This is a genomic window from Xanthomonas sacchari, assembly GCF_040529065.1.
Classification (GTDB): Bacteria; Pseudomonadota; Gammaproteobacteria; order Xanthomonadales; family Xanthomonadaceae; genus Xanthomonas_A; species Xanthomonas_A sacchari.
The window spans coordinates 2,235,413-2,255,844 of record NZ_CP132343.1; the positions used below are offsets into that span (position 1 = coordinate 2,235,413).

A 20,432-nucleotide genomic window follows, 5' to 3' on the forward strand; every position below is an offset into this window, starting at 1 on the left:
GATGAAGATTTTCGGGCCGTTGTACGAACGTGCCATCGGCTGGTCGCGGCATCGCCGCGCGCCGGCGCTGCTGACCGGGCTCAGTTTCGCCGAGGCCATCGTGTTCCCGGTGCCGCCGGAAGTGATGCTGGCGCCCATGTCGCTGGCGCAGCCGCGGCGCGCGCTGTGGTTCGCCACGCTGAGCCTGCTCGGCTCCCTGGCTGGCGCGCTGATCGGCTACCTGCTCGGGCATTTCGCCTTCGCCGCGGTGCAGCCGCTGATCGAATGGCTGGGCTGGACGCAGAAGATCGACGCCCAGGTCAGCCATTTGCGCGAGGTCATCGCCGAGTCGCCGTGGCGCGCGTTCTGGCTGTTGGTGCTGGCCGGTTTCACCCCGATTCCGCTGAAGATATTCACCTGGGCCTCAGGCATCGTCGGGGTGCCGCTGCTACCGTTCCTGGCGAGCATGCTGGTGGGACGCGGCAAGCGCGTGTATCTGGTGGCCGGGGCGATCCGCCTCGGCGGGCCGCGCGCCGAAGCCGCGTTGCGCCGCTGGATCGAGCCGCTCGGCTGGGTCGCCTCGGCGATCCTGGCGCTGCTGGTGGTGTGGGTCATATGGAGAGCCAAGTTCGGATGAGCGTCGATCGGGTGGTGCGGAACGGCCTGCGGTGCGGCCTGGGTGTGCTGGTGGCGGTGGCGCTCGGCGCCTGCAGCAGCGCCACGGTGGTGCGCACGCCGGGCGGTACGCCGGTGCGCGGCACCCCTGCCGCGTCGGCGCCGCGCGTGTCCGTGCCCAAGCCCGGGGTCAGCGCCACCGTGCGCCGCGGCGACACGCTGTATGCGATCGCCCGCGCCAACAACATCACCCCGCAGGACCTGGCCGGCTGGAACGGCCTGCAGCCGCCGTACACGATCTATCCGGGGCAATCGCTGCGGTTGTACCCGCCTGGCGGCACGGTCGCCGCACGGCCTGGCGCTGCCCCTGTGGTGCCGCCGCCGTCGTCCGGTGCCGGCTCTGTCGCGCGGCCTCCGGTCGCGCCGGCGCCGACACCGGTCAGCAGCGGCTTCTCCTGGCGCTGGCCGGCCGATGGCGTGGTGGTCAGCCGCTTCGTCAGCGGCGAGACCACCAAGCAGGGCGTGGACATCGCCGGCAGCAACGGCGAGGCGGTGCGTGCCGCCGCCGATGGCGTGGTGGTGTATTCCGGCGCCGGCCTGGTCGGCTATGGCGAACTGATCATCGTCAAGCACAACGAACAGTGGCTGTCGGCCTACGGCCACAACCGCAAGCGCCTGGTCAACGAAGGCCAGAACGTCAAGGCCGGCCAGCAGATCGCCGAGATGGGCCACAGCGGCGCGGCGCGCGACATGCTGCACTTCGAGATCCGCTACAACGGCAAGCCGGTCGACCCGCTGCTGTATCTGCCGCCGAAGTAACCGGTTGCGTCGTCGCGTGGGCGGATCCCCGGCCGGCGCAGCGCGCCGGGCGTTCGCCATCGGCGCGGCCCAGTGGGCCGCAAGCGCCGCTGGCTCACCCACTACAACGGCAAGCCGGTCGACCCTCTGCTGTATCTGCCGCCGAAGTAACGCCGGCGCGACCAACGGGTTGCCGCCCTGACGCAGCGTGCAGCCGGTCTCCATTTCCGGCTTTCGTAGGAGCGGCTTCAGCCGCGACCGGGGTTCTAGCGAATGTCACAGGTCGTGGCTGAAGCCGCTTGTGTCAAATGAGGGTCTATCGTTGCAGGTGAGAGCGGAGTGCGGCAGGCCGTTTAGCCGTGGTGCCAGCAAGCACGAGTAGGAGTCAGCGCCGCCGCACCCCGTGTCTCCTGCCTCATCAGCCCGAACAGTTGCCCGAGTCGCGAGCTCGAACTCCACAAGCATGGGCGTCGGCAGGAGTGCTCTCGTGCCTGAGTCTACTGCGGAGAACGTCTATGCGACGCTATATCGGGATCGATGTATCCAAGGCCGAACTGGTCATTCATGTACTGCCGGACGAGCAGACCTGGACCCAACCCAATACGCCACAGGGGCAGCGTGCGCTGGCCCAACGCCTGGCCGAGTTGGGCTGCGAGCGGATCGTGCTGGAAGCCAGTGGCGGCTACGAACATGCCGTGCTGCAGGTGCTCCGAGAGGCGAACCTGCCGGCAGTGCGGATGGCCGCCGATCGTCCGCGCAAACTAGCCCAGGCCTTGGGCCTGCATGCCAAGACCGATGTCCTGGACGCGCGCCTGCTGGCCATCGCCGCCCAGCACATCCCGACCACCCTCACGCCCGTGGTGCCTGAGCACCAGCAATCTCTTCGCGAACTGCTGGACCTGCGTGCCACCCTGGTGGGCCAGCGCGATGTCCATCGGCGGCGCCTGGAGCACATCACCAGCGCCAAAGTGCAACACCGCTGCCGAGAGGTGATCGCCCTACTGAACCAGCAGATCCAGACGTTGACGCAGGAGATCGAGCAGCAGGGCAAGACCTGCTCGAGCCTACCCAAGGTGCCTGGGCTCGGCACGATCCTGCGCGCGGTTCTGGCCGCGCGGCTGCCAGAACTAGGCACGCTGCCGCCACGCAAGCTCGCTGCCCTGGTCGGGCTGGCCCCGTTCAATCACGACAGCGGCTGCTGGAAAGGCCAACGCCGCATCAAAGGCGGACGTGCCGACGTGCGGCGCGTGCTGTACATGGCCACCTGGGCCAGCATCCGTGCCAAATCCCCCTTGGCCAACACCTACGCGCGCCTGCGCGCAGCGGGCAAGCCGGCCAAGGTCGCCATCGTCGCCTGTATGCACAAGTTCCTGCGCTGGCTCAACGCCATCGTGCGCGATCACGCACCATATGCTCCTCCTGTCATCGCAGGTGCATGACAGTTGACTCCTACGGGAGTGAATGTCTGCGGAAGGCGTGCAACGGGTCCGCAGAGACGCCTGGCTCAGCCTTCGAGCAGGAACCCGACCGCCACGCGCCGGCCTTCGGCGGCCAGCACGTTGTAGGTGCGTGCCGCGGCGGCGTTGTTCATCACTTCCACGCCGATGCCGCGGGTCAGGAACAGCGCCATCACCGCCGCGGCGGGAAACACCTGGCGTTCGCCGGTGCCAAGGATCACCAGGGCCGGGTTGAGGTCCAGCAGCGGTTGCAGATGCTGCGGCTGCAGGTCGCCGGCCAGCGGCGCCTGCCAGTCCTCGACCAGGGTGTCCGGGGCGAGGATGAAGCTGCGGGTCAGCAGCCGGTCGTTCACCTTGGCCTGGCGGCCGTCGGCCATGCGCAGGGCGTAGGCGTAGTCGGGCAGGTCCTGGGTCAGTTGCATGGGGTCACCGGGAGCGCGCTCAGGCGCGCGGCAGCACGATCTGCCGGTCTTCCTTGGCCGGGCGATACAGGATCGCGGTGTGGCCGATGCGCTGCACCAGCACGCTGTGCGATTGCTCCACCAGGCTGCCGATGGCGGCGTCGCGGGCCTCGCGGTCGTCGCCGCCGACCTTCACCTTGACCAGTTCGTGGCGCTCCAGCACCTCGTCCAGTTCGGCCAGGAAGGCCGGGGTGACGCCCTTGCTGCCGATCTGCAGCAGGGGTTTGAGGTCGTGGGCCAGGCCGCGCAGGAAGCGGTTCTGGGCCGAGGTCAGGCTGATCGACATGCAGGTGGGAGCAGGGTTGGCAAGGGCGATCAGGGTATCATGGCCGCCCCTCCCGACCGTGCGTCCATGGCCACCCGCAGCAAAAGCAGCCAACGCTGGCTCCGCGAACATTTCGCCGACCCCTTCGTGAAGAAGGCCCAGGCCGAAGGCATGCGCTCGCGCGCGGCCTACAAGCTGGAGGAACTGCTGCAGCGCGACAGGCTGCTCAAGCCGGACATGGTGGTGGTCGACCTCGGCGCCGCCCCGGGCGGCTGGTCGCAGCAGGTGCGCAAGTCGATGGGCGACCGCGGCCGGGTGCTGGCCCTGGACATCCTGGAGATGCCGCCGCTGGCCGGCGTGGAGTTCCTTCACGGTGACTTCAGGGAAGACACGGTGCTATCGCAATTCGAGGCCATGCTGGGCGACACCCCGGTAGACCTTGTGCTGTCGGATATGGCCCCCAATAAGAGCGGAATGGACGCGGTGGACCAGCCGCGGATGATGCATCTGGCGGAATTGGCGATGGCGTTCGCCGACAGCCACCTGAAGCCGAATGGCGCGTTCCTGATCAAGCTGTTCCAGGGCGTGGGGTTCGACGACTACATCCGCGACATGCGCCGCCGCTATGAGAAGGTGACCATCCGCAAGCCGGCCGCGTCGCGCAAGCGCTCGCCGGAGGTCTACGCCCTCGGACAGGGCAAGCGCGCCCAGATCAAGTAAGCTGAACGCAAGGCTGAATCCGCAATGCCACGCATCGAGACAGAGTTGAAGGGACACCGGAGCCAATGAGGATGAACGACTTGACCAAGAATCTGCTGTTGTGGGTAGTCGTCGCCGTCGTGCTGATGGTGGTGTTCAACAGCTTCTCGCCGCGTCTGGCCGGCGGTGCGGGCGTCGACACCGTGACCTACTCCCAGTTCCTGAAGGACGTGGATGCCGGGCGGGTGAAGTCGGTCGATTTCACCGACGCCACCAACCTCTCGGTCAACGCGATTCGCTTCAAGCGCGCCGACGGCAGCGAGGGCTCGGTGTATGGCCCGAGCGACGACAAGCTGATCGACGTGCTGTATAGCAAGAACGTCGACATCACCCGACAAAAGCCCGACAACGGTCCGGGCTTCTGGTCGCTGGTGCTGAACTTCCTGCCGGTCATCCTGATCATCGGGTTCTGGCTGTTCATCATGCGCCAGATGCAGGGCGGGGGCGGCGGTGCCAAGGGCGCGATGTCCTTCGGCAAGTCGCGCGCCAAGCTGCAGGGCGAGGACCAGATCAAGATCACCTTTGGCGATGTGGCCGGCTGCGACGAGGCCAAGGAAGAGGTCGGCGAGCTGGTCGACTTCCTGCGCGACCCGACCAAGTTCACCAAGCTCGGCGGCAAGATCCCGCGCGGCGTGCTGATGGTCGGTCCGCCGGGTACCGGCAAGACCCTGCTGGCCAAGGCGATCGCCGGCGAGGCCAAGGTGCCGTTCTTCAGCATCTCCGGCTCGGACTTCGTGGAAATGTTCGTCGGCGTCGGCGCCAGCCGCGTGCGCGACATGTTCGAGCAGGCCAAGAAGCACGCGCCGTGCATCATCTTCATCGACGAAATCGATGCGGTGGGCCGTCACCGCGGCGCCGGCCTGGGCGGCGGCCACGACGAGCGCGAGCAGACCCTCAACCAGTTGCTGGTGGAGATGGACGGCTTCGAGGGCGGCGAGGGCGTGATCGTGATTGCCGCGACCAACCGGCCGGACGTGCTGGATCCGGCGCTGCTGCGCCCGGGCCGCTTCGACCGCCAGGTCGTGGTGGGCCTGCCGGACGTGCGCGGCCGCGAGCAGATCCTCAAGGTGCACATGCGCAAGTTGCCTCTGGCCGACGACATCGAGCCGATGGTGATCGCGCGCGGCACGCCGGGCTTCTCCGGTGCGGACCTAGCCAACCTGTGCAACGAGGCGGCCCTGTTCGCCGCGCGCGAGTCGGTCAAGGAAGTGCGCATGGATCACTTCGACCGCGCCCGCGACAAGATCCTGATGGGCGCCGAGCGCCGCTCGATGGCGATGAGCGAGGAAGAGAAGACCAATACCGCGTATCACGAAGCCGGGCACGCCATCATCGGCCGTCTGGTGCCCGACCACGATCCGGTCTACAAGGTCACCATCATTCCGCGCGGCCGCGCCCTGGGTGTCACCCAGTTCCTGCCCGAGGGCGATCGCTACAGTTCCACCCGCGAGAGCCTGCACAGCCGCCTGGCGACCCTGTATGGCGGCCGCGTCGCCGAGGAATTGATCTTCGGTTCCGACAAGGTCACCACTGGCGCCTCCAACGACATCGAGCGCGCGACCAAGATGGCGCGGAACATGGTCACCAAGTGGGGTCTGTCCAACGAGCTCGGGCCGATCGCCTACGGCGAGGAAGAGGACGAGGTGTTCCTGGGGCGTTCGGTCACGCAGCACAAGAGCGTGTCCGACGAGACCGCGCGCAAGATCGACGACGAAGTCCGCGAGATCCTCGACAACGCCTACAACCGCGCCAAGAAGATCCTCACCGACAACATCGACAAGCTGCACACCATGTCGCACTTGCTGCTGCAGTACGAGACGATCGACGCGCCGCAGATCGACGCGATCATGGAAGGCCGCGATCCGCCGCCGCCGATGGGCTGGAACAAGTCCGGCAAGGACGGCAGCAACGACAAGGGCAATTCGCGGCCGCTGCCGCCGATCGCCGGGCCGGCCGAACAGCTGTAAGCGCGGGTCAGCGTTCGATCGCCGAAAAGCCAGGGAGCGATCCCTGGCTTTTTTGTGGGCGGCGACGACGCGTCTGGCGGTGCCAGGCTCGTCGCCGCGGCGTGCGTGGGCGACAATGCGCGCTTCGTAGTCGGCAGGTGCCGGCCGATGCGCGTGTGCTGCGCACCGCGGCAGCGTTCGGCGCGGCGCTGTCGCCCGCCGACGTCACCGTCGCCGCGCTCGCCGAGCCGCTTCGCCGCCTGCCGCGGCCACCATCAGGAGACCCGCCGATGTTCGACACCTCGCCCAGCCTGCAATGCGGCGCCCACCGGCTGCTGCTCGATCGCCCACGGGTGATGGGCATCGTCAACGTCACCCCGGACTCGTTCTCCGACGGCGGCGCGCACGCCAGTGTGGATGCGGCGGTGGCGCATGGCCTGCGCCTGGTCGCGGAGGGCGCCGACCTGCTGGACATCGGCGGCGAATCGACCCGTCCGGGTGCGACCCCGGTGCCGGTGGAGGAGGAGCTGCGGCGGGTGATCCCGGTGATCGAGCGGCTGGCCGCTCAGACCGCGCTGCCGCTGAGCGTGGACACCTTCAAGCCGGAGGTGATGCGCGCCGCGGTCGCCGCCGGCGCCGGCATGATCAATGACGTGCAGGCCCTGCGCCAGCCCGGCGCGCTGGACGCCGCCGCGGAACTCGGGGTGCCGGTGGTGCTGATGCACATGCCCGCCGACGCCTATGCCGCCGGCAGCGCGCCCGGCTACGACGATGTGGTCGGCGAGGTGCACCGGTTCCTGGCCGAGCGCATCTTTGCCGCGGAGATGGCCGGCATCGACAAGCGGCGCATCCTGGTCGATCCGGGTTTCGGCTTCGGCAAGAGCACCGCCGACAACCTGCAGTTGCTGGCGCAGTTGGCGCGGCTGGTCGAGCTGGGCGTGCCGGTGCTGGCCGGGCTGTCGCGCAAGCGCAGCATCGGCGAGCTGACCGGGCGCGAGGCGCCGGAACAGCGCGTGGCCGGCTCGGTCGCTGCGCACCTGCTGGCCGCGCAGCGCGGCGCCGCGCTGCTGCGCGTGCACGATGTCGCCGCCACCGTCGACGCGCTGAAGGTCTGGCAGGCCCTGCAGGCGGTGCCCGTGCCGCGCACCGCCAACGCGTCCGCTGCGGCGACGCTGCGCTGGCCGGACGAGGACTGATGGCGGCCGACCGGCGCCCACGCGCGATCGCGCTGATGGGCCCGACCGCCTCGGGCAAGACCGCCGCGGCGATCGCCCTGGCCGAACGCTGCGGCGGCGAGATCGTCAGCGTCGATTCGGCGCTGGTCTACCGCGGCCTGGACATCGGTGCGGCCAAGCCCGATGCGGCCGAGCGCGCGCGGGTACCGCACCACCTGCTGGACCTGCGCGATCCCTGGCAGACGTATTCGGCGGCCGAGTTCGCCGCCGATGCCCGCGCGGCGCTGGACGCGATCGTCGCCCGCGGCCGCCTGCCGATCCTGGCCGGCGGTACCGGCCTGTATTTCCAGGCGCTGCTGGAGGGGCTGGCGCCGATGCCGGCGGCCGACCCGCAACTGCGCGCGGCGCTGGCCGCGCAAGCGCAGGCCGACGGCTGGGCGGCGCTGCACGCGGAACTGCAGCGGATCGATCCGCCGGCCGCGCAGCGGATCCGCCCGGGCGACGCGCAGCGCATCCAGCGTGCGCTGGAGGTGTACCGCCTCAGCGGCCGGCCGATCAGTGCCTGGCAGGCGGATCCGGGGCCGCCGCGGCTGCCGCTGCGGGTGCTCAAGCTGGTGCTGGCGCCGGCCGAGCGCGCCGTGCTGCACGGGCGCATCGAGGCCCGCTTCGACATGATGCTGGGGCAGGGCTTCCTCGACGAAGTGCGCGCCTTGCGCGCGTTGCCGCAGATGCAGGCGGTGGCACAGCCGCTGGCGCTGCCGGCGGTGCGCGCGGTCGGCTACCGCCAGGCCTGGGAGTACCTGGATGGAATCGGCGATGCCGCGGACTTCCGCGCCCGCGCCATCGCCGCCACCCGGCAACTGGCCAAGCGCCAGTTCACCTGGCTGCGCGGCGAGCAGGATGCGCGCTGGTTCGACCCCATGCACGACGCCGGGCGCCTGCAGGCGGCCCTGGACGCCTTCCTCGGCTGATCCGGCGGCCGGCCGCGCTGTGCTGGCGCCCGCGGTTGTGTAACATCGACGTTCCGGACCACGGCAGGGGAGCTGCAGTGCCGTCCCGGACAATAAAAACAATAATCTGGGAGTCAAGCATGTCCAAGGGGCAATCCTTGCAGGATCCTTTCCTCAACGCGTTGCGTCGCGAACGGGTCCCTGTCTCGGTGTATCTGGTCAACGGCATCAAGCTGCAGGGCACGATCGAGTCGTTCGATCAGTTCGTGGTCCTGCTGCGCAATACCGTCAGCCAGATGGTCTACAAACACGCCATTTCCACCGTGGTGCCGGCGCGCAACGTGCGCGTGGGACCGGGCGGCGGTTATGTGCAGCAGAACGAAGGTGGCAGTGCGGGTGATGACGAAGTCGAGTAGTTCGGTGGTGAAGAGCGGAGCCGCGGGTGTTTGATCGTTCCCGCCGCGGCGAACACGCACTGCTGATCCAGCCCTACGCGGGCGGTCCGTTGGAAGACGATGTGCTGGAGGAGTTCGCCGACCTGGCGCGCTCGGCCGGCGCCAGCATCGCCGCCACCGTCACTGCGCGCATCGACAAGCCGAGTCCGGCGACGCTGATCGGCAGTGGCAAGCTGGAGGAGGTCAAGGCCGCCGCCGACGCCAGCGGCGCCGACCTGGTCCTGGTCAACCACGCGCTCAGCCCCGGCCAGGAGCGCAACCTGGAGAAATACCTGGAGCGGCGGGTGATCGACCGCACCGGGCTGATCCTGGACATCTTCGCCCAGCGCGCGCGCAGCCACGAAGGCAAGCTGCAGGTCGAGCTGGCCCAGTTGCGGCACATGGCCACGCGGCTGGTGCGCGGCTGGACCCACCTGGAGCGCCAGCGCGGCGGTTCGATCGGCCTGCGCGGCCCTGGCGAAACCCAGCTGGAAACCGACCGCCGCCTGCTGCAGAAGCGGGTGGAGCAGTTGCAGAAGCGGCTGGAGAAGGTCGAGGTGCAGCACACCCAGATGCGCCGCGCGCGGGTGCGCAGCGAGCTGCCGCGGATCGCGGTGGTGGGCTACACCAATGCCGGCAAGTCGACCCTGTTCAACGCCCTGACCGGTGCCGAGGCCTACGCTGCCGACCAGTTGTTCGCGACCCTGGACCCGACCGTTCGGCGCATCGCGTTGCCCGGCGGCAACGCCATGCTGGCCGATACCGTCGGCTTCGTGCGCAACCTGCCGCACGAACTGGTCGCGGCGTTCCGCTCGACCCTGTCCGAGGCGCGCGAGGCCGACCTGCTGCTGCACGTGGTCGACGCCGCCGATCCACTGCGCGAGGAACGCATCGCCCAGGTTGACGAGGTGCTGCACGCGGTCGGCGCCGGCGAACTGCCGCAGTTGCTGGTGTTCAACAAGATCGACCGCATCGACGGCGCCGAGGTGCGTCACGATGCGCAGGACGGCGTGCCGGACACGGCGCGGCGCGAGCGGGTGTGGATCTCCGCGCGCGACGGCCGCGGCCTGGACCTGCTGCAGCACGTGCTCGGCCAGCGCCTGGGCCTGCGCCACGTGCAGGGCAGCCTGCGCCTGCCGCCGAGCGCCGGGCGCCTGCGCTCGCAACTGCACCAATTGCAGGTGATCCGCAGCGAGCAGGCCGACGAGGACGGCTGGCTGCTGCAGGTGGACATCCCGATTACCGAGGCCGAGCGCCTGGCCGCCGCGGCCGACGGCGCGCCGATCCGCGCGCTGCTGCCGCCGCGCGAGCAGGAGGAGTGGCAACAGCGCTGAGCGGCGCGTCGGCGTCGTGCGGTCGATGCCGATTGGCGGGCCGGCGTGGCGGCGGGACATGCGCCGCGTTGGCTGACGGCCGGCCATCGCGCTGCGCGCGCAGGCGCGACAGCCACGGCGAATTGGGCTACAAAGCGCACTGGTTTCCCGAGCTGTGCCATGACGCTTCCCACCGATTCGGAGTTGTTGCAACAGGCCACCGCGCTCAGCGATCGCTTGCGCACCGCGCGCGAGCGCCTGGTCACCGCCGAAAGCTGCAGCGGCGGCTGGATCGCCAAGGTGATGACCGACGTCGCCGGGTCCTCGGCCTGGTTCGACTGCGGCATCGTCGCCTACAGCTACGAGGCCAAGCAGGCGCTGCTGGGCGTGCGCCCGCAGACGCTCGAGCATCACGGCGCGGTCAGCCGCGAGACGGTGATCGAAATGGTGTCCGGCGCGCTGGTCAATTCCGGCGCCAGCGTCGCGGTCGCGGTGACCGGCATCGCCGGCCCCGGCGGCGGCTCGGCGGACAAGCCGGTCGGCAGCGTCTGGCTGGGCTGGAAGCGCCGCGGCGGCTATGCCAGCGCGCAGTTGTTCCAGTTCCCGGGCGACCGCGATGCCGTGCGCCGGCAGACCGTGGCGGCGGCCCTGCGCGGTCTGGACGCGCTGTTGTGAGCGTGGCCGCGCGCCTGCGTCGAGGATGAGTGCGATGTGGGAGGCGCTGAGCACCGTCCGCGACCTGGGACGCCTGCAGGAAATCGCCTCGGTGCTGATCCGCTACGGGTTCGGCGACGTGGTCCGGCGCATCGGCATGGCCGACGTGCTGGAACGCGCCGGGCGCCTGTTGCACTGGCACAACGCCGAGGAACTGCTGCGGATGTCGGCGCCGCAGCGGGTGCGGCGCGCCCTGCAGGACCTCGGCCCGACCTTCGTCAAGCTCGGACAGGTGCTGGCCACGCGCGTGGACCTGCTGCCGCCCGAGTGGATCGACGAACTGGGCGAATTGCAGAACGCCGCGCCGGCGCTGGACTACCCGCAGATCCTGCCGCAACTGATCGAGGGGCTCGGCGAGGCGCCGACGGCGATCTTCGCCGAAGTCGAGGAAATTCCACTGGCCGCCGCCTCGCTGGCGCAGACCCACCGCGCCTGGCTGCACGACGGCACCGCGGTGGTGATCAAGGTGCGCCGCCCCGGCATCCGCGAGGTGATCGAGGCGGATCTGCGACTGCTGGCGCGGCTGGCCGAGATCGTCGAAGCGCGCGCGCCGGACCTGAAACGCTACCACCCGGCCGCCGTGGTGCAGCAATTCACCCTGTCGCTGCGCCGCGAGCTGGATTTCGCCGGCGAATGCCGCAACGCCGAGCGCATCGCGGCCAACTTCCAGGGACACGACGAGATCGTGATCCCGCGGGTGCACTGGCAGTGGACCTGCGAGACCCTGAACGTGCAGGACTTCGTCGATGGCATCGGCGGCCGCGACCTGGCCGCGGTCGACGCCGCCGGCCTGGACCGTCGCCAACTGGCGCGCACCGGCGCCGACATCGTGCTGAAGATGGTGCTGGAGGACGGCTGTTTCCACGCCGATCCGCATCCGGGCAACATCTTCTACCTGCCCGGCGAGCGCATCGCGGTGATCGACTTCGGCATGGTCGGGCGCATTTCCGAACAGCGCCGCTACCAAGTCGTGCAACTGCTGCACGGGCTGGTCACGCAGGACGCCGAGGCGGTGGCCGACATCCTGCTGGAGTGGACCGACGGCGAGGTCGAAGTCGACGAGGCGCGCCTGCACCTGGAAATCGCCGCCTTCGTCGACCAGTACCGCGGCGTGCCGCTGAAGGACCTGCGGGTGGGCGCGATGCTCGGCGACGTCACCGCGCTGCTGCGCCAGCACGCGCTGGCCTTGCCGGCCGACCTGGCGCTGATGATCAAGACCTTCCTGACCCTGGAAGGCGTCGGGCGCCAGCTCGATCCGGACTTCGACATGGCCGGCGCCGCCGCCCCGTACCTGGAGCGGGTGATGCTGCAGCGGTTCGCGCCGCGGGCGATGGCCCGGCGCGGCCGTCGCACCGTGCTGGGCGCGCTGGAACTGCTCGGCGACCTGCCGCGCGATACGCGCCGGCTGCTGCAGGCGGCGCGGCGCGGGCGCCTGCAGTTGAACGTGGAGACCGGCTCGCTGAAGGGCTTCGGCGACCAGGTCAACCGCGCCGCCAACCGTCTGACCATGGGTATCGTCACCGCCGCGCTGATCATCGGCTCTTCGATCGTGATGAACAGCGTCGGCGGGATTTCCAGCCGCTGGCTGCTGGCGATCGGCGTCTGTGGCTTCGTCGGCGCGGCGCTGTCGGGGGTGTGGATCCTGTTCTCGATCTGGCGCAGCGGGCGCTGAGGGCCGCGCACGCTCTCGGGCACGGTCCGCCGGAAGGTGGAGCGGCTGGTCCGCAGGCACCACCTCGCTTCATCGGCGTGTCGGCGCGCACGCAATCCCTTGTGGGAGGGGCTTCAGCCCCGACGCGATGCACTCGAATCCCTCGGCACACATCGCTCTGACGCGACGCAGGGTCCCAAAAGGCCACAAGAATCAGCAGCCGCGCACTCGCTGATGAAGGCATCGCAGGGCTGTCGGCGGAGTGGCCGCTACTACCGACCAGTGAAGTGCGCCGGCACTCCGGAATGCACACGCCAGTTGCTCACCGGTCGATTTAGTAGTATTACTACTAACCATGGACCTGACCGAAACCCAGCAGGCGATCCTCGACCTGATCGCCGAGCGCATCGAACACGATGGCGTGCCGCCGTCGCAGACCGAGATCGCCCGCGCCCTCGGCTTCAAAGGCGTACGCGCGGCCCAGTACCACCTGGAAGCGCTGGAACAGGCCGGCGCGATCCGCCGCGTGCCCGGGCAGGCACGAGGCATCCGCCTGCTCGGCGGCGCCGCGGCCCCGGCCCCCGCGCCGCAGGTGGACAGCGCCGACGTGCTGCGCCTGCCGGTGCTCGGGCGCGTCGCGGCCGGCCTGCCGATCGGCGCGGACATCGGTTCCGACGACTTCGTGGTGCTGGACCGGGTGTTCTTCTCGCCGGCCCCGGACTACCTGCTGAAGGTGCAGGGCGACTCCATGCGCGACGAAGGCATCTTCGATGGCGACCTGATCGGCGTGCACCGCACCCGCGACGCCCGCTCCGGGCAGATCGTGGTGGCGCGCATCGACGAGGAGATCACGGTCAAGCTGCTGAAGATCGGCAAGGACCGCATCCGCCTGCTGCCGCGCAACCCGGACTATGCGCCGATCGAGGTGCTGCCGGATCAGGAGTTCGCCATCGAAGGCCTGTACTGCGGCCTGCTGCGCCCCAACCGCTGATGCCGCGCGTGGAGCAGGGCATGCACTACAGCACCGGCCGGACTTTTCCGACCCCGGATATCGCCATTCGCCGCTGCCGTCGCCCGGTCCGGACGAATTATTTTCATCTCGCCACGCACTGTCTCAGTCCGTGCGATACCAGGCCCTTACATTGACCTCACTCCGCAAATCATCCTCCTCACCTTCCAAGGACACCACAATGGACGAGAACAAGAAGCGCGCGCTTGCTGCCGCCCTGAGCCAGATCGAGAAGCAGTTCGGCAAGGGCTCGGTGATGCGGATGGGCGATCGCGTCATCGAAGCGGTGGAAGTGATCCCGACCGGCTCGCTGATGCTGGACATCGCGCTGGGCATCGGCGGCCTGCCGAAGGGCCGCGTGGTCGAGATCTACGGTCCGGAATCCTCGGGCAAGACCACCCTGACCCTGCAGGCCATTGCGCAGTGCCAGAAGAACGGCGGCACCGCCGCGTTCATCGACGCTGAGCACGCGCTGGACCCGATCTACGCCGCCAAGCTGGGCGTCAACGTCGACGAACTGCTGCTGTCGCAGCCGGACACCGGCGAGCAGGCGCTGGAAATCGCCGACATGCTGGTGCGCTCGGGTTCGGTGGACATCGTGGTGGTCGACTCGGTCGCCGCGCTGACCCCCAAGGCCGAAATCGAAGGCGAGATGGGCGACCAGTTGCCGGGCCTGCAGGCCCGTCTGATGAGCCAGGCGCTGCGCAAGCTCACCGGCAACATCAAGCGCTCCAACACCCTGGTGGTGTTCATCAACCAGCTGCGCATGAAGATCGGCGTGATGATGCCGGGCCAGAGCCCGGAAACCACCACCGGTGGCAACGCGCTGAAGTTCTATGCCTCGGTGCGCCTGGACATCCGCCGCATCGGCGCGATCAAGAAGGGCGACGAGATCATCGGCAATCAGACCAAGATCAAGGTCGTCAAGAACAAGCTGGCGCCGCCGTTCAAGCAGGTCGTCACCGAAATCCTCTACGGCGAAGGCATCAGCCGCGAGGGTGAACTGATCGACATGGGCGTGGAAGCCAAGCTGGTCGAGAAGGCCGGTGCCTGGTACAGCTACGGCAGCGAGCGCATCGGCCAGGGCAAGGACAACGCCCGCGGTTACCTGCGCGACAACCCGCAGGTTGCGGCCAAGCTGGAAGGCGAGCTGCGCGAGAAGTTCCAGCCCACGGAAATCGCCCCGAGCGAGGCCGAGGCGGAAGACGACGACGCGTAATGGTTTTCTGCCGGGGGAGCGGTGGAGTCAGTGCCGCTCGTCTCCCTCGGCAGTCTTGAGCAAGCCAGGAGGGCGCGCGCCAGGGACGGTGCATTTTGAATGGGGTGGCATGGCCCATGAGCGACGAACAGGCACACGAAGAACCACCACGTCGGCGTCGTCGGCAACCGGAGCAGACCCCGCTGCAGAAGGCGCTGGGCCTGTTGGTACGGCGCGAGCATTCGCGCAAGGAGCTGACCCGCAAGCTGCGTGCTCGGGGCGTGGAAGCCGAGGCCGCTGCGGAAGCGGTAGAGCGGCTGAGCGGCGAGGGCTGGCAGGACGATGGCCGCTTCGCCGAACTGCTGGTGCGCAGCCGCGCCGGGGCAGGGTATGGCCCGCTGCACATCCGTGCCGAGCTTGGCACCCACGGCCTGGACAGCGAGGCCATCGCTGCCGCGATGGGCGCTTTCGAAGGCGACTGGACGGAGAACGCCCGCGACCTGGTCCGGCGTCGCTTCGGCGCCACCGGGGCGATGGACCTGCCGCAGCAGCGCAAGGCCGCCGATCTGCTGGCGCGGCGCGGTTTCGATGGCGACAGCATCCGCGCCGCGGTGCGCGACGCTGCGGAGGACTGAGCGGGCCGGGCCTGCTACCCTTGGCGAGTTGTCTTGTCCGGTTTCCGTGGCGCCCTCATCTAGAGGGAGCGCCAGGACGCCCGTCCGCTCGTCTATAGCCAGCCCATGAACGCACCCGCCAAATTCTCCACCTCCCAGATCCGCAGCGACTTCCTCGACTTCTTCAAGGGCAAGGGCCATACCATCGTGCCGTCCGCACCGCTGGTGCCCGGCAACGACCCGACGCTGCTGTTCACCAATTCCGGCATGGTGCAGTTCAAGGACGTGTTCCTGGGCGCCGAGAAGCGCAGCTATGTGCGCGCGGCGGACGTGCAGCGCTGCCTGCGCGCCGGCGGCAAGCACAACGACCTCGATTCGGTGGGCTACACCGCGCGCCATCACACCTTCTTCGAGATGCTCGGCAACTGGTCGTTCGGCGACTACTTCAAGAAGGACGCCATCGCCTGGGCCTGGGAACTGCTGACCCAGGTCTGGAAGCTGCCGGCCGAGCGCCTGCTGGTCACCGTCTACCACACCGACGACGAGGCCTACGCCTTGTGGCGCGACATGATCGGCGTGCCCGCCGAGCGCATCGTGCGCATCGGCGACAACAAGGGCGCGCCCTACGCCTCGGACAACTTCTGGCAGATGGCCGACACCGGCCCCTGCGGCCCGTGCACCGAGATCTTCTACGACCACGGCGCGCACATCGCCGGCGGTCCGCCGGGCTCGCCCGACGAGGATGGCGACCGTTTCATCGAGATCTGGAACCTGGTGTTCATGCAGTTCGACCGCCAGCCCGACGGCACCCTGGTGCCGCTGCCGGCACCCTGCGTGGACACCGGCATGGGCCTGGAGCGCCTGGCGGCGATCCTGCAGCACGTGCACACCAACTACGAGATCGACCTGTTCCAGACGCTGATCCGCAAGGCCTCCGAGCTGACCGGCACCGCCGACCTGGAGAACAAGTCGCTGCGCGTGATCGCCGACCACATCCGCGCCTGCGCGTTCCTGATCGTCGACGGCGTGCTGCCGTCCAATGAAGGACGCGGCTATGTGCTGCGCCGGATCATTCGCCGCGCCCTGCGCCATGGCTGGATGCTCGGCGTACGCCAGCCGTTCTTCAGCAAGCTGATGCCGACCCTGGTGGAGCTGATGGGCGTGGCCTATCCGGAACTGACCGCGGCCCAGGACACCGTGCTGCGTGCCCTGCAGGCCGAGGAGGAGCGCTTCGCCGAAACCCTCGATGCCGGCATGAAGATCTTCGAGGACGTCGCCGCCAAGGCCCAGGGAGGGGTGATCGCCGGCGAGGACGCCTTCCGCCTGTACGACACCTATGGTTTCCCGCTGGACCTGACCCAGGACATCGCCCGCGAGCGCGACCTGCGCGTGGACGAGCAGGGCTTCGAGACGGCAATGGACGAGCAGCGCCGGCGCGCGCGCGAAGCCGGCAAGTTCGGCGGCGGCGTGCAGCTGCCGGCGGACCTGGTGGCGACCCTCGCCCCGACCGTGTTCCTGGGCTACGACAGCCTGCAGGCAGACGGCCTGCGCGTGGTCGCCCTGCTCAAGGACGGTCGCCCGGTGCAGTCCGCCCAGGCCGGCGATGCAGTGATCGTGCTGACCGACAAGACCCCGTTCTATGCCGAATCCGGTGGCCAGGTCGGCGATCTCGGCACATTGACCGCCGCCGGCACCCGACTGACGGTCACCGACACGCAGAAGTTCGCGGGCCAGTTCCATGGACACGTCGGCACGCTGGAAGAGGGCAGCCTGAAGGTCGGCGACCTGCTGGCCGGTCAGGTCGATGCCGAGCGCCGCGGCGCCACCATCCTCAACCACTCGGCGACGCACCTGCTGCATGCGGCGCTGCGCGAGGTGCTGGGTACCCACGTCCAGCAGAAGGGCTCGCTGGTGGCGCCTGACCGCCTGCGCTTCGACTTCTCGCACTTCCAGCCGATCGCGGCCGAGGAACTGGCGCTGATCGAGCGCAAGGTCAACCAGCAGGTCCGCGCCAACAACGCTGCCGAAGTGCACCAGATGGGCATGCAGGAAGCGCTGGATTTCGGTGCGATGGCGCTGTTCGGCGAGAAGTACGGCGAGCGCGTGCGCGTGCTGAAGATGGGCGACTACTCCACCGAACTGTGCGGCGGCACCCATGTCGGCCGTACCGGCGACATTGGTTTGTTCAAGATCACCAGCGAAGGCGGCGTCTCCGCCGGCGTGCGCCGCATCGAGGCGGTGACCGGGCAGGGCGCGCTGGACTACGTGGCGGCCGAGGAGGCACGGCTGCGTGAGGCGGCCGATCTGGTCGGCGGCAACAGCCATGACGTGGTCGACAAGATCCGCCAGCTCGGCGACCGCTACAAGCGCATGGAGCGAGAACTGGAGGCGCTGAAGGCCAAACTGGCTTCCGGCGCCACCGCCGATCTGGCCGGGTCGGCGGTCGACGTGGCCGGTGTGAAGGTGCTCGCCGTGCGGCTGGAAGGCTTCGACGCCAAGGCCCTGCGCGATGCGATGGACCGCCTGAAGCAGCAACTGGGCGACAGCGTGATCGTGCTGGCAGGCGCCAGCGAGGGCAAGGTCGCCCTGGTCGCCGGCGTGAACGGCAGCCCAATGGGGCGGGTCAAGGCCGGGGAACTGTTGAGCCACATCGCCGGTCAGATCTCCGGCAAGGGCGGCGGCCGCCCGGACCTCGCCCAGGGTGGTGGCGAGGACGGGCCCGCCCTTGCCCCTGCACTCGCCGGCGTCCCGGCCTGGGTCAAGCAACATCTCCCCTGAACACTCCAAGCCGCGCGCCTTGCTGGCAAGGCGCGGCTTCCCGTAACATCACCCCTCTTTTCACCTTTCATTTGGGCGTCCCGCAGTGCGGGCGCCGTGCCGGTGAGACCCACCGGCTCCCTGGAGAATTTTAAACATGTTGATCCTGACTCGCCGGGTAGGCGAAACCTTGATGATCGGCGATTCGGTCACCGTGACGGTGCTTGGGGTCAAGGGCAATCAAGTGCGTATCGGCATCACCGCGCCGAAGGACGTCGCGGTGCATCGCGAAGAGATCTACCAGCGCATCCAGCGCGGCGACGAGCCGAACTCCCACGGCGGCGGTCACGGCGATCAATCTGCCGATTGATGCGTCGAAAGGGTTTACCTGGGACCCCACAACCCGGTATTCTTCGCGCCCGGTCGCGGAATATCCGCAGCGCAGAAATCCGGAGTGATGCCCGAGTGGCTGAAGGGGCTCCCCTGCTAAGGGAGTATAGGGTCAAAAGCTCTATCGAGGGTTCGAATCCCTCTCACTCCGCCAGTGTCAAGGAAACGCCCGCAAATCAACGATTTGTGGGCGTTTTTCTTTTTCGCCACCTTGGACACTCGCTTGGACACTTCCATGCGAGTAGCGCACTACCTCACGCGCGGCGAGACCGGCCGCTACTACGTTCGTTTGCGCGTTCCTGCTGACCTGCAGGCACGCTTCGGGCGCAAGGTCATCAAGCGCAGTGCCGGCACGACGTGCGATCGCGCCGCGCTTGGCTACGCGTTGCTGTTGCAGCAACGCTATGCTCAAGCCTTCGCAGCCATCAGGAACGGCAGCATGGGGAAGGAGCTGGAAGAGCTCTTGAAGAGCCTGGAGGGTAAGTCGTCGCTTGAGCTGATCCTCAAGGACGTGAAGCTGCCGGGCGGCGCTTCGTTCGGCCAGGTGGAGATCAACGACCAGAACGACTTGTCGTTGTTCCAGAAGCTCGCGGCGCAGCACGCGATGCCTGCGCCGTCGTCGACACCGTTTCCTCCGCGCCGAGTCGTCAAGCCCATCAGCGAACCGCGTCCGGTGGGGCTGACCCTCGCGGCTGCGCGAGACAAGTATTTGGTCAGCATCCAGGGCAAGAACACCGCCAAGACCATCGTCCAGAAGACCCGTGCGTTGAAAGACCTGGAAGCGTTCGTGGTGAGCCAGCGGAAGGGCAAAGGCAGACAGTCGGTGATGTTGAAGGAGCTGACGCGGACCGACTTCTCAGAGTGGTTCTTGCACGAGACCGCACAGAAGCGCGTCATCACCTACATCACCAACCGATTCTCGGCCTGCGCGGACTTCATCAAGTGGGCGCAGACGGCTGGCCAATACCCGCAAGGCGACAACCCGGCGTCGGGGCATGCTTCTGTGCCCAAGCAGTTGAAGAAGCAGCGGGCGAAGAGCCACGGCTCGCAGGCATTCACCCCCGACCAGGTCAAGCGCATCTTCGACCCGGAGAACTTCAAGCGGTTGAAGGGCGACGCGGCGCGGTGGCTCCCGCTCATCCTGCTCTACACCGGCGCCCGGTCCAATGAGGTGGCCCGGTTGGAGCTGGAGGATTGCCGGGAGGAGGACGGCATCCCCATCTTCCACTTCACCTGGATGGGCGAGGACAAGAGCCTCAAGACCGATGCCAGCGATCGGAAGACCCCCGTGCACCCGGACCTCATCAAGCTGGGCCTCTGGGAGCGCGTGGCGCGGCTCAAGGCCGCCGGCGAGACGAAGCTCTTCCCCGAGCTCAGCTTCGATGCCAAGAACGGCCCGGCAGGCCGGACCCAGCACGCGTTTTCACGCTACCTGGTCAAGCTGGGCATCAAGGCGCGGGGCGGTGGCAGGGTGGGGCACCACAGCTTCCGGGATACGGTCATCGGCGCGCTGAAGGCCGCTGGGGTCCACCGGGAGATGCGGGAGGAATACACCGGGCACGAGTTGTCGGACCGGCAGGAGCATGCACATGCGTATGAAACGGAGTTCAGTCCGAGGGCGTTGGCTGCTGCTTGTCATCCGGCAATGGTATGGAGCGTGAGCTTGAGTTCGTTGGAATACCAGCCATAGTTATAGTGGTTGGCAAGGTCTTTACTAGCCGTAGCATGGCTGGTAGTTCGGTTGATAAGATAAGATTTAAAGAGTTGACTCTATTTAAATTTTATGTTATAAAGCATTAGCTAATAAATATTTTACAAACATAAAGAATCGGGGTGGTTGTTATGTCCATTAAAAAGGCAGTAAAGAAAGCGACTAAGCCTGGAGGTGGATTTTCTTTCGTGGTTAAGGCTCAGAAGAAAGTAACGCCAAGCGTCCGTATTTCTCGC

General features: G+C 68.0%; 19 protein-coding genes and 1 tRNA gene. 18 read left to right on the forward strand and 2 right to left on the reverse strand.

The annotated features are described in order from the left end of the window. Nucleotide 1 precedes the first annotated feature (1 nt). The 3 genes from RAB71_RS09460 to RAB71_RS09470 all read left to right on the forward strand — a co-directional run bounded on the left by RAB71_RS09460 (nucleotide 2) and on the right by RAB71_RS09470 (nucleotide 2,831). Entirely contained in the window at nucleotides 2-616 is a 615-nt protein-coding gene (locus tag RAB71_RS09460) for a YqaA family protein (protein WP_010341527.1), read from the forward strand. Beyond that, entirely contained in the window at nucleotides 613-1,413 is an 801-nt protein-coding gene (locus tag RAB71_RS09465) for a peptidoglycan DD-metalloendopeptidase family protein (protein ID WP_010341526.1), read from the forward strand. The genes RAB71_RS09460 and RAB71_RS09465 overlap by 4 nt, the downstream gene beginning before the upstream one ends. Before the next feature lie 494 nt (nucleotides 1,414-1,907). Further along, on the forward strand, nucleotides 1,908-2,831 hold the full coding sequence (locus RAB71_RS09470) for a transposase (protein WP_104609622.1): 924 nt from the start codon (nucleotides 1,908-1,910) through the stop codon (nucleotides 2,829-2,831). Between the two features lie 65 nt (nucleotides 2,832-2,896). Here the strand turns inward: RAB71_RS09470 and RAB71_RS09475 are convergent, their stop codons facing one another. Further along, nucleotides 2,897-3,271, reverse strand: a complete 375-nt coding sequence (locus RAB71_RS09475; RefSeq protein WP_010341322.1) for an Mth938-like domain-containing protein — start codon at nucleotides 3,269-3,271, stop codon at nucleotides 2,897-2,899. 19 nt (nucleotides 3,272-3,290) lie between these two features. Beyond that, nucleotides 3,291-3,596: a ribosome assembly RNA-binding protein YhbY gene (gene yhbY / locus RAB71_RS09480; protein ID WP_010341321.1), complete on the reverse strand. Its 306-nt coding sequence runs from the start codon at nucleotides 3,594-3,596 to the stop codon at nucleotides 3,291-3,293. Between the two features lie 66 nt (nucleotides 3,597-3,662). Between yhbY and rlmE the strand changes: the two genes are divergently transcribed. The 15 genes from rlmE (at nucleotide 3,663) to RAB71_RS09555 (ending at nucleotide 20,175) form a co-directional block, all read left to right on the forward strand. Continuing rightward, a complete protein-coding gene (gene rlmE, locus RAB71_RS09485; RefSeq protein WP_010341320.1) occupies nucleotides 3,663-4,295 on the forward strand; it encodes a 23S rRNA (uridine(2552)-2'-O)-methyltransferase RlmE in 633 nt (210 codons plus the stop codon). Nucleotides 4,296-4,366: 71 nt separating this feature from the next. Continuing rightward, nucleotides 4,367-6,301, forward strand: a complete 1,935-nt coding sequence (ftsH, locus tag RAB71_RS09490) for an ATP-dependent zinc metalloprotease FtsH (RefSeq protein WP_010341319.1) — start codon at nucleotides 4,367-4,369, stop codon at nucleotides 6,299-6,301. 269 nt (nucleotides 6,302-6,570) lie between these two features. Continuing rightward, nucleotides 6,571-7,476: a dihydropteroate synthase gene (gene folP, locus RAB71_RS09495; RefSeq protein WP_010341318.1), complete on the forward strand. Its 906-nt coding sequence runs from the start codon at nucleotides 6,571-6,573 to the stop codon at nucleotides 7,474-7,476. Then, complete coding sequence (gene miaA / locus RAB71_RS09500; RefSeq protein ID WP_010341317.1) at nucleotides 7,476-8,426, forward strand: tRNA (adenosine(37)-N6)-dimethylallyltransferase MiaA; 951 nt, start codon at nucleotides 7,476-7,478, stop codon at nucleotides 8,424-8,426. The genes folP and miaA overlap by 1 nt, the downstream gene beginning before the upstream one ends. Before the next feature lie 119 nt (nucleotides 8,427-8,545). Beyond that, nucleotides 8,546-8,821, forward strand: coding sequence for an RNA chaperone Hfq (gene hfq, locus RAB71_RS09505; RefSeq protein ID WP_010341316.1), 276 nt, complete (start codon nucleotides 8,546-8,548; stop codon nucleotides 8,819-8,821). Nucleotides 8,822-8,847: 26 nt separating this feature from the next. Next, a complete protein-coding gene (gene hflX, locus RAB71_RS09510; RefSeq protein ID WP_010341315.1) occupies nucleotides 8,848-10,173 on the forward strand; it encodes a ribosome rescue GTPase HflX in 1,326 nt (441 codons plus the stop codon). A 159-nt stretch (nucleotides 10,174-10,332) separates the two neighbouring features. Continuing rightward, nucleotides 10,333-10,827, forward strand: a complete 495-nt coding sequence (locus tag RAB71_RS09515; protein WP_010341314.1) for a CinA family protein — start codon at nucleotides 10,333-10,335, stop codon at nucleotides 10,825-10,827. A 34-nt stretch (nucleotides 10,828-10,861) separates the two neighbouring features. Beyond that, on the forward strand, nucleotides 10,862-12,538 hold the full coding sequence (locus RAB71_RS09520) for an AarF/ABC1/UbiB kinase family protein (protein ID WP_010341313.1): 1,677 nt from the start codon (nucleotides 10,862-10,864) through the stop codon (nucleotides 12,536-12,538). 334 nt (nucleotides 12,539-12,872) lie between these two features. After that, on the forward strand, nucleotides 12,873-13,508 hold the full coding sequence (gene lexA / locus RAB71_RS09525) for a transcriptional repressor LexA (protein ID WP_010341312.1): 636 nt from the start codon (nucleotides 12,873-12,875) through the stop codon (nucleotides 13,506-13,508). A 199-nt stretch (nucleotides 13,509-13,707) separates the two neighbouring features. Next, nucleotides 13,708-14,745: a recombinase RecA gene (gene recA / locus RAB71_RS09530; protein ID WP_010341311.1), complete on the forward strand. Its 1,038-nt coding sequence runs from the start codon at nucleotides 13,708-13,710 to the stop codon at nucleotides 14,743-14,745. Between the two features lie 116 nt (nucleotides 14,746-14,861). After that, nucleotides 14,862-15,359: a recombination regulator RecX gene (gene recX, locus RAB71_RS09535; RefSeq protein ID WP_010341310.1), complete on the forward strand. Its 498-nt coding sequence runs from the start codon at nucleotides 14,862-14,864 to the stop codon at nucleotides 15,357-15,359. A 105-nt stretch (nucleotides 15,360-15,464) separates the two neighbouring features. Beyond that, a complete protein-coding gene (gene alaS / locus RAB71_RS09540; RefSeq protein WP_041500103.1) occupies nucleotides 15,465-18,116 on the forward strand; it encodes an alanine--tRNA ligase in 2,652 nt (883 codons plus the stop codon). A gap of 136 nt (nucleotides 18,117-18,252) precedes the next feature. After that, the gene (gene csrA / locus RAB71_RS09545) at nucleotides 18,253-18,465 is read left to right on the forward strand and encodes a carbon storage regulator CsrA (RefSeq protein WP_010341308.1); all 213 of its coding nucleotides are present in this window, start codon (nucleotides 18,253-18,255) and stop codon (nucleotides 18,463-18,465) included. 81 nt (nucleotides 18,466-18,546) lie between these two features. After that, a tRNA-Ser gene (locus RAB71_RS09550) sits at nucleotides 18,547-18,639 on the forward strand. An 81-nt stretch (nucleotides 18,640-18,720) separates the two neighbouring features. Next, a complete protein-coding gene (locus tag RAB71_RS09555) occupies nucleotides 18,721-20,175 on the forward strand; it encodes a site-specific integrase (RefSeq protein WP_029561770.1) in 1,455 nt (484 codons plus the stop codon). Nucleotides 20,176-20,432 lie beyond the last annotated feature (257 nt).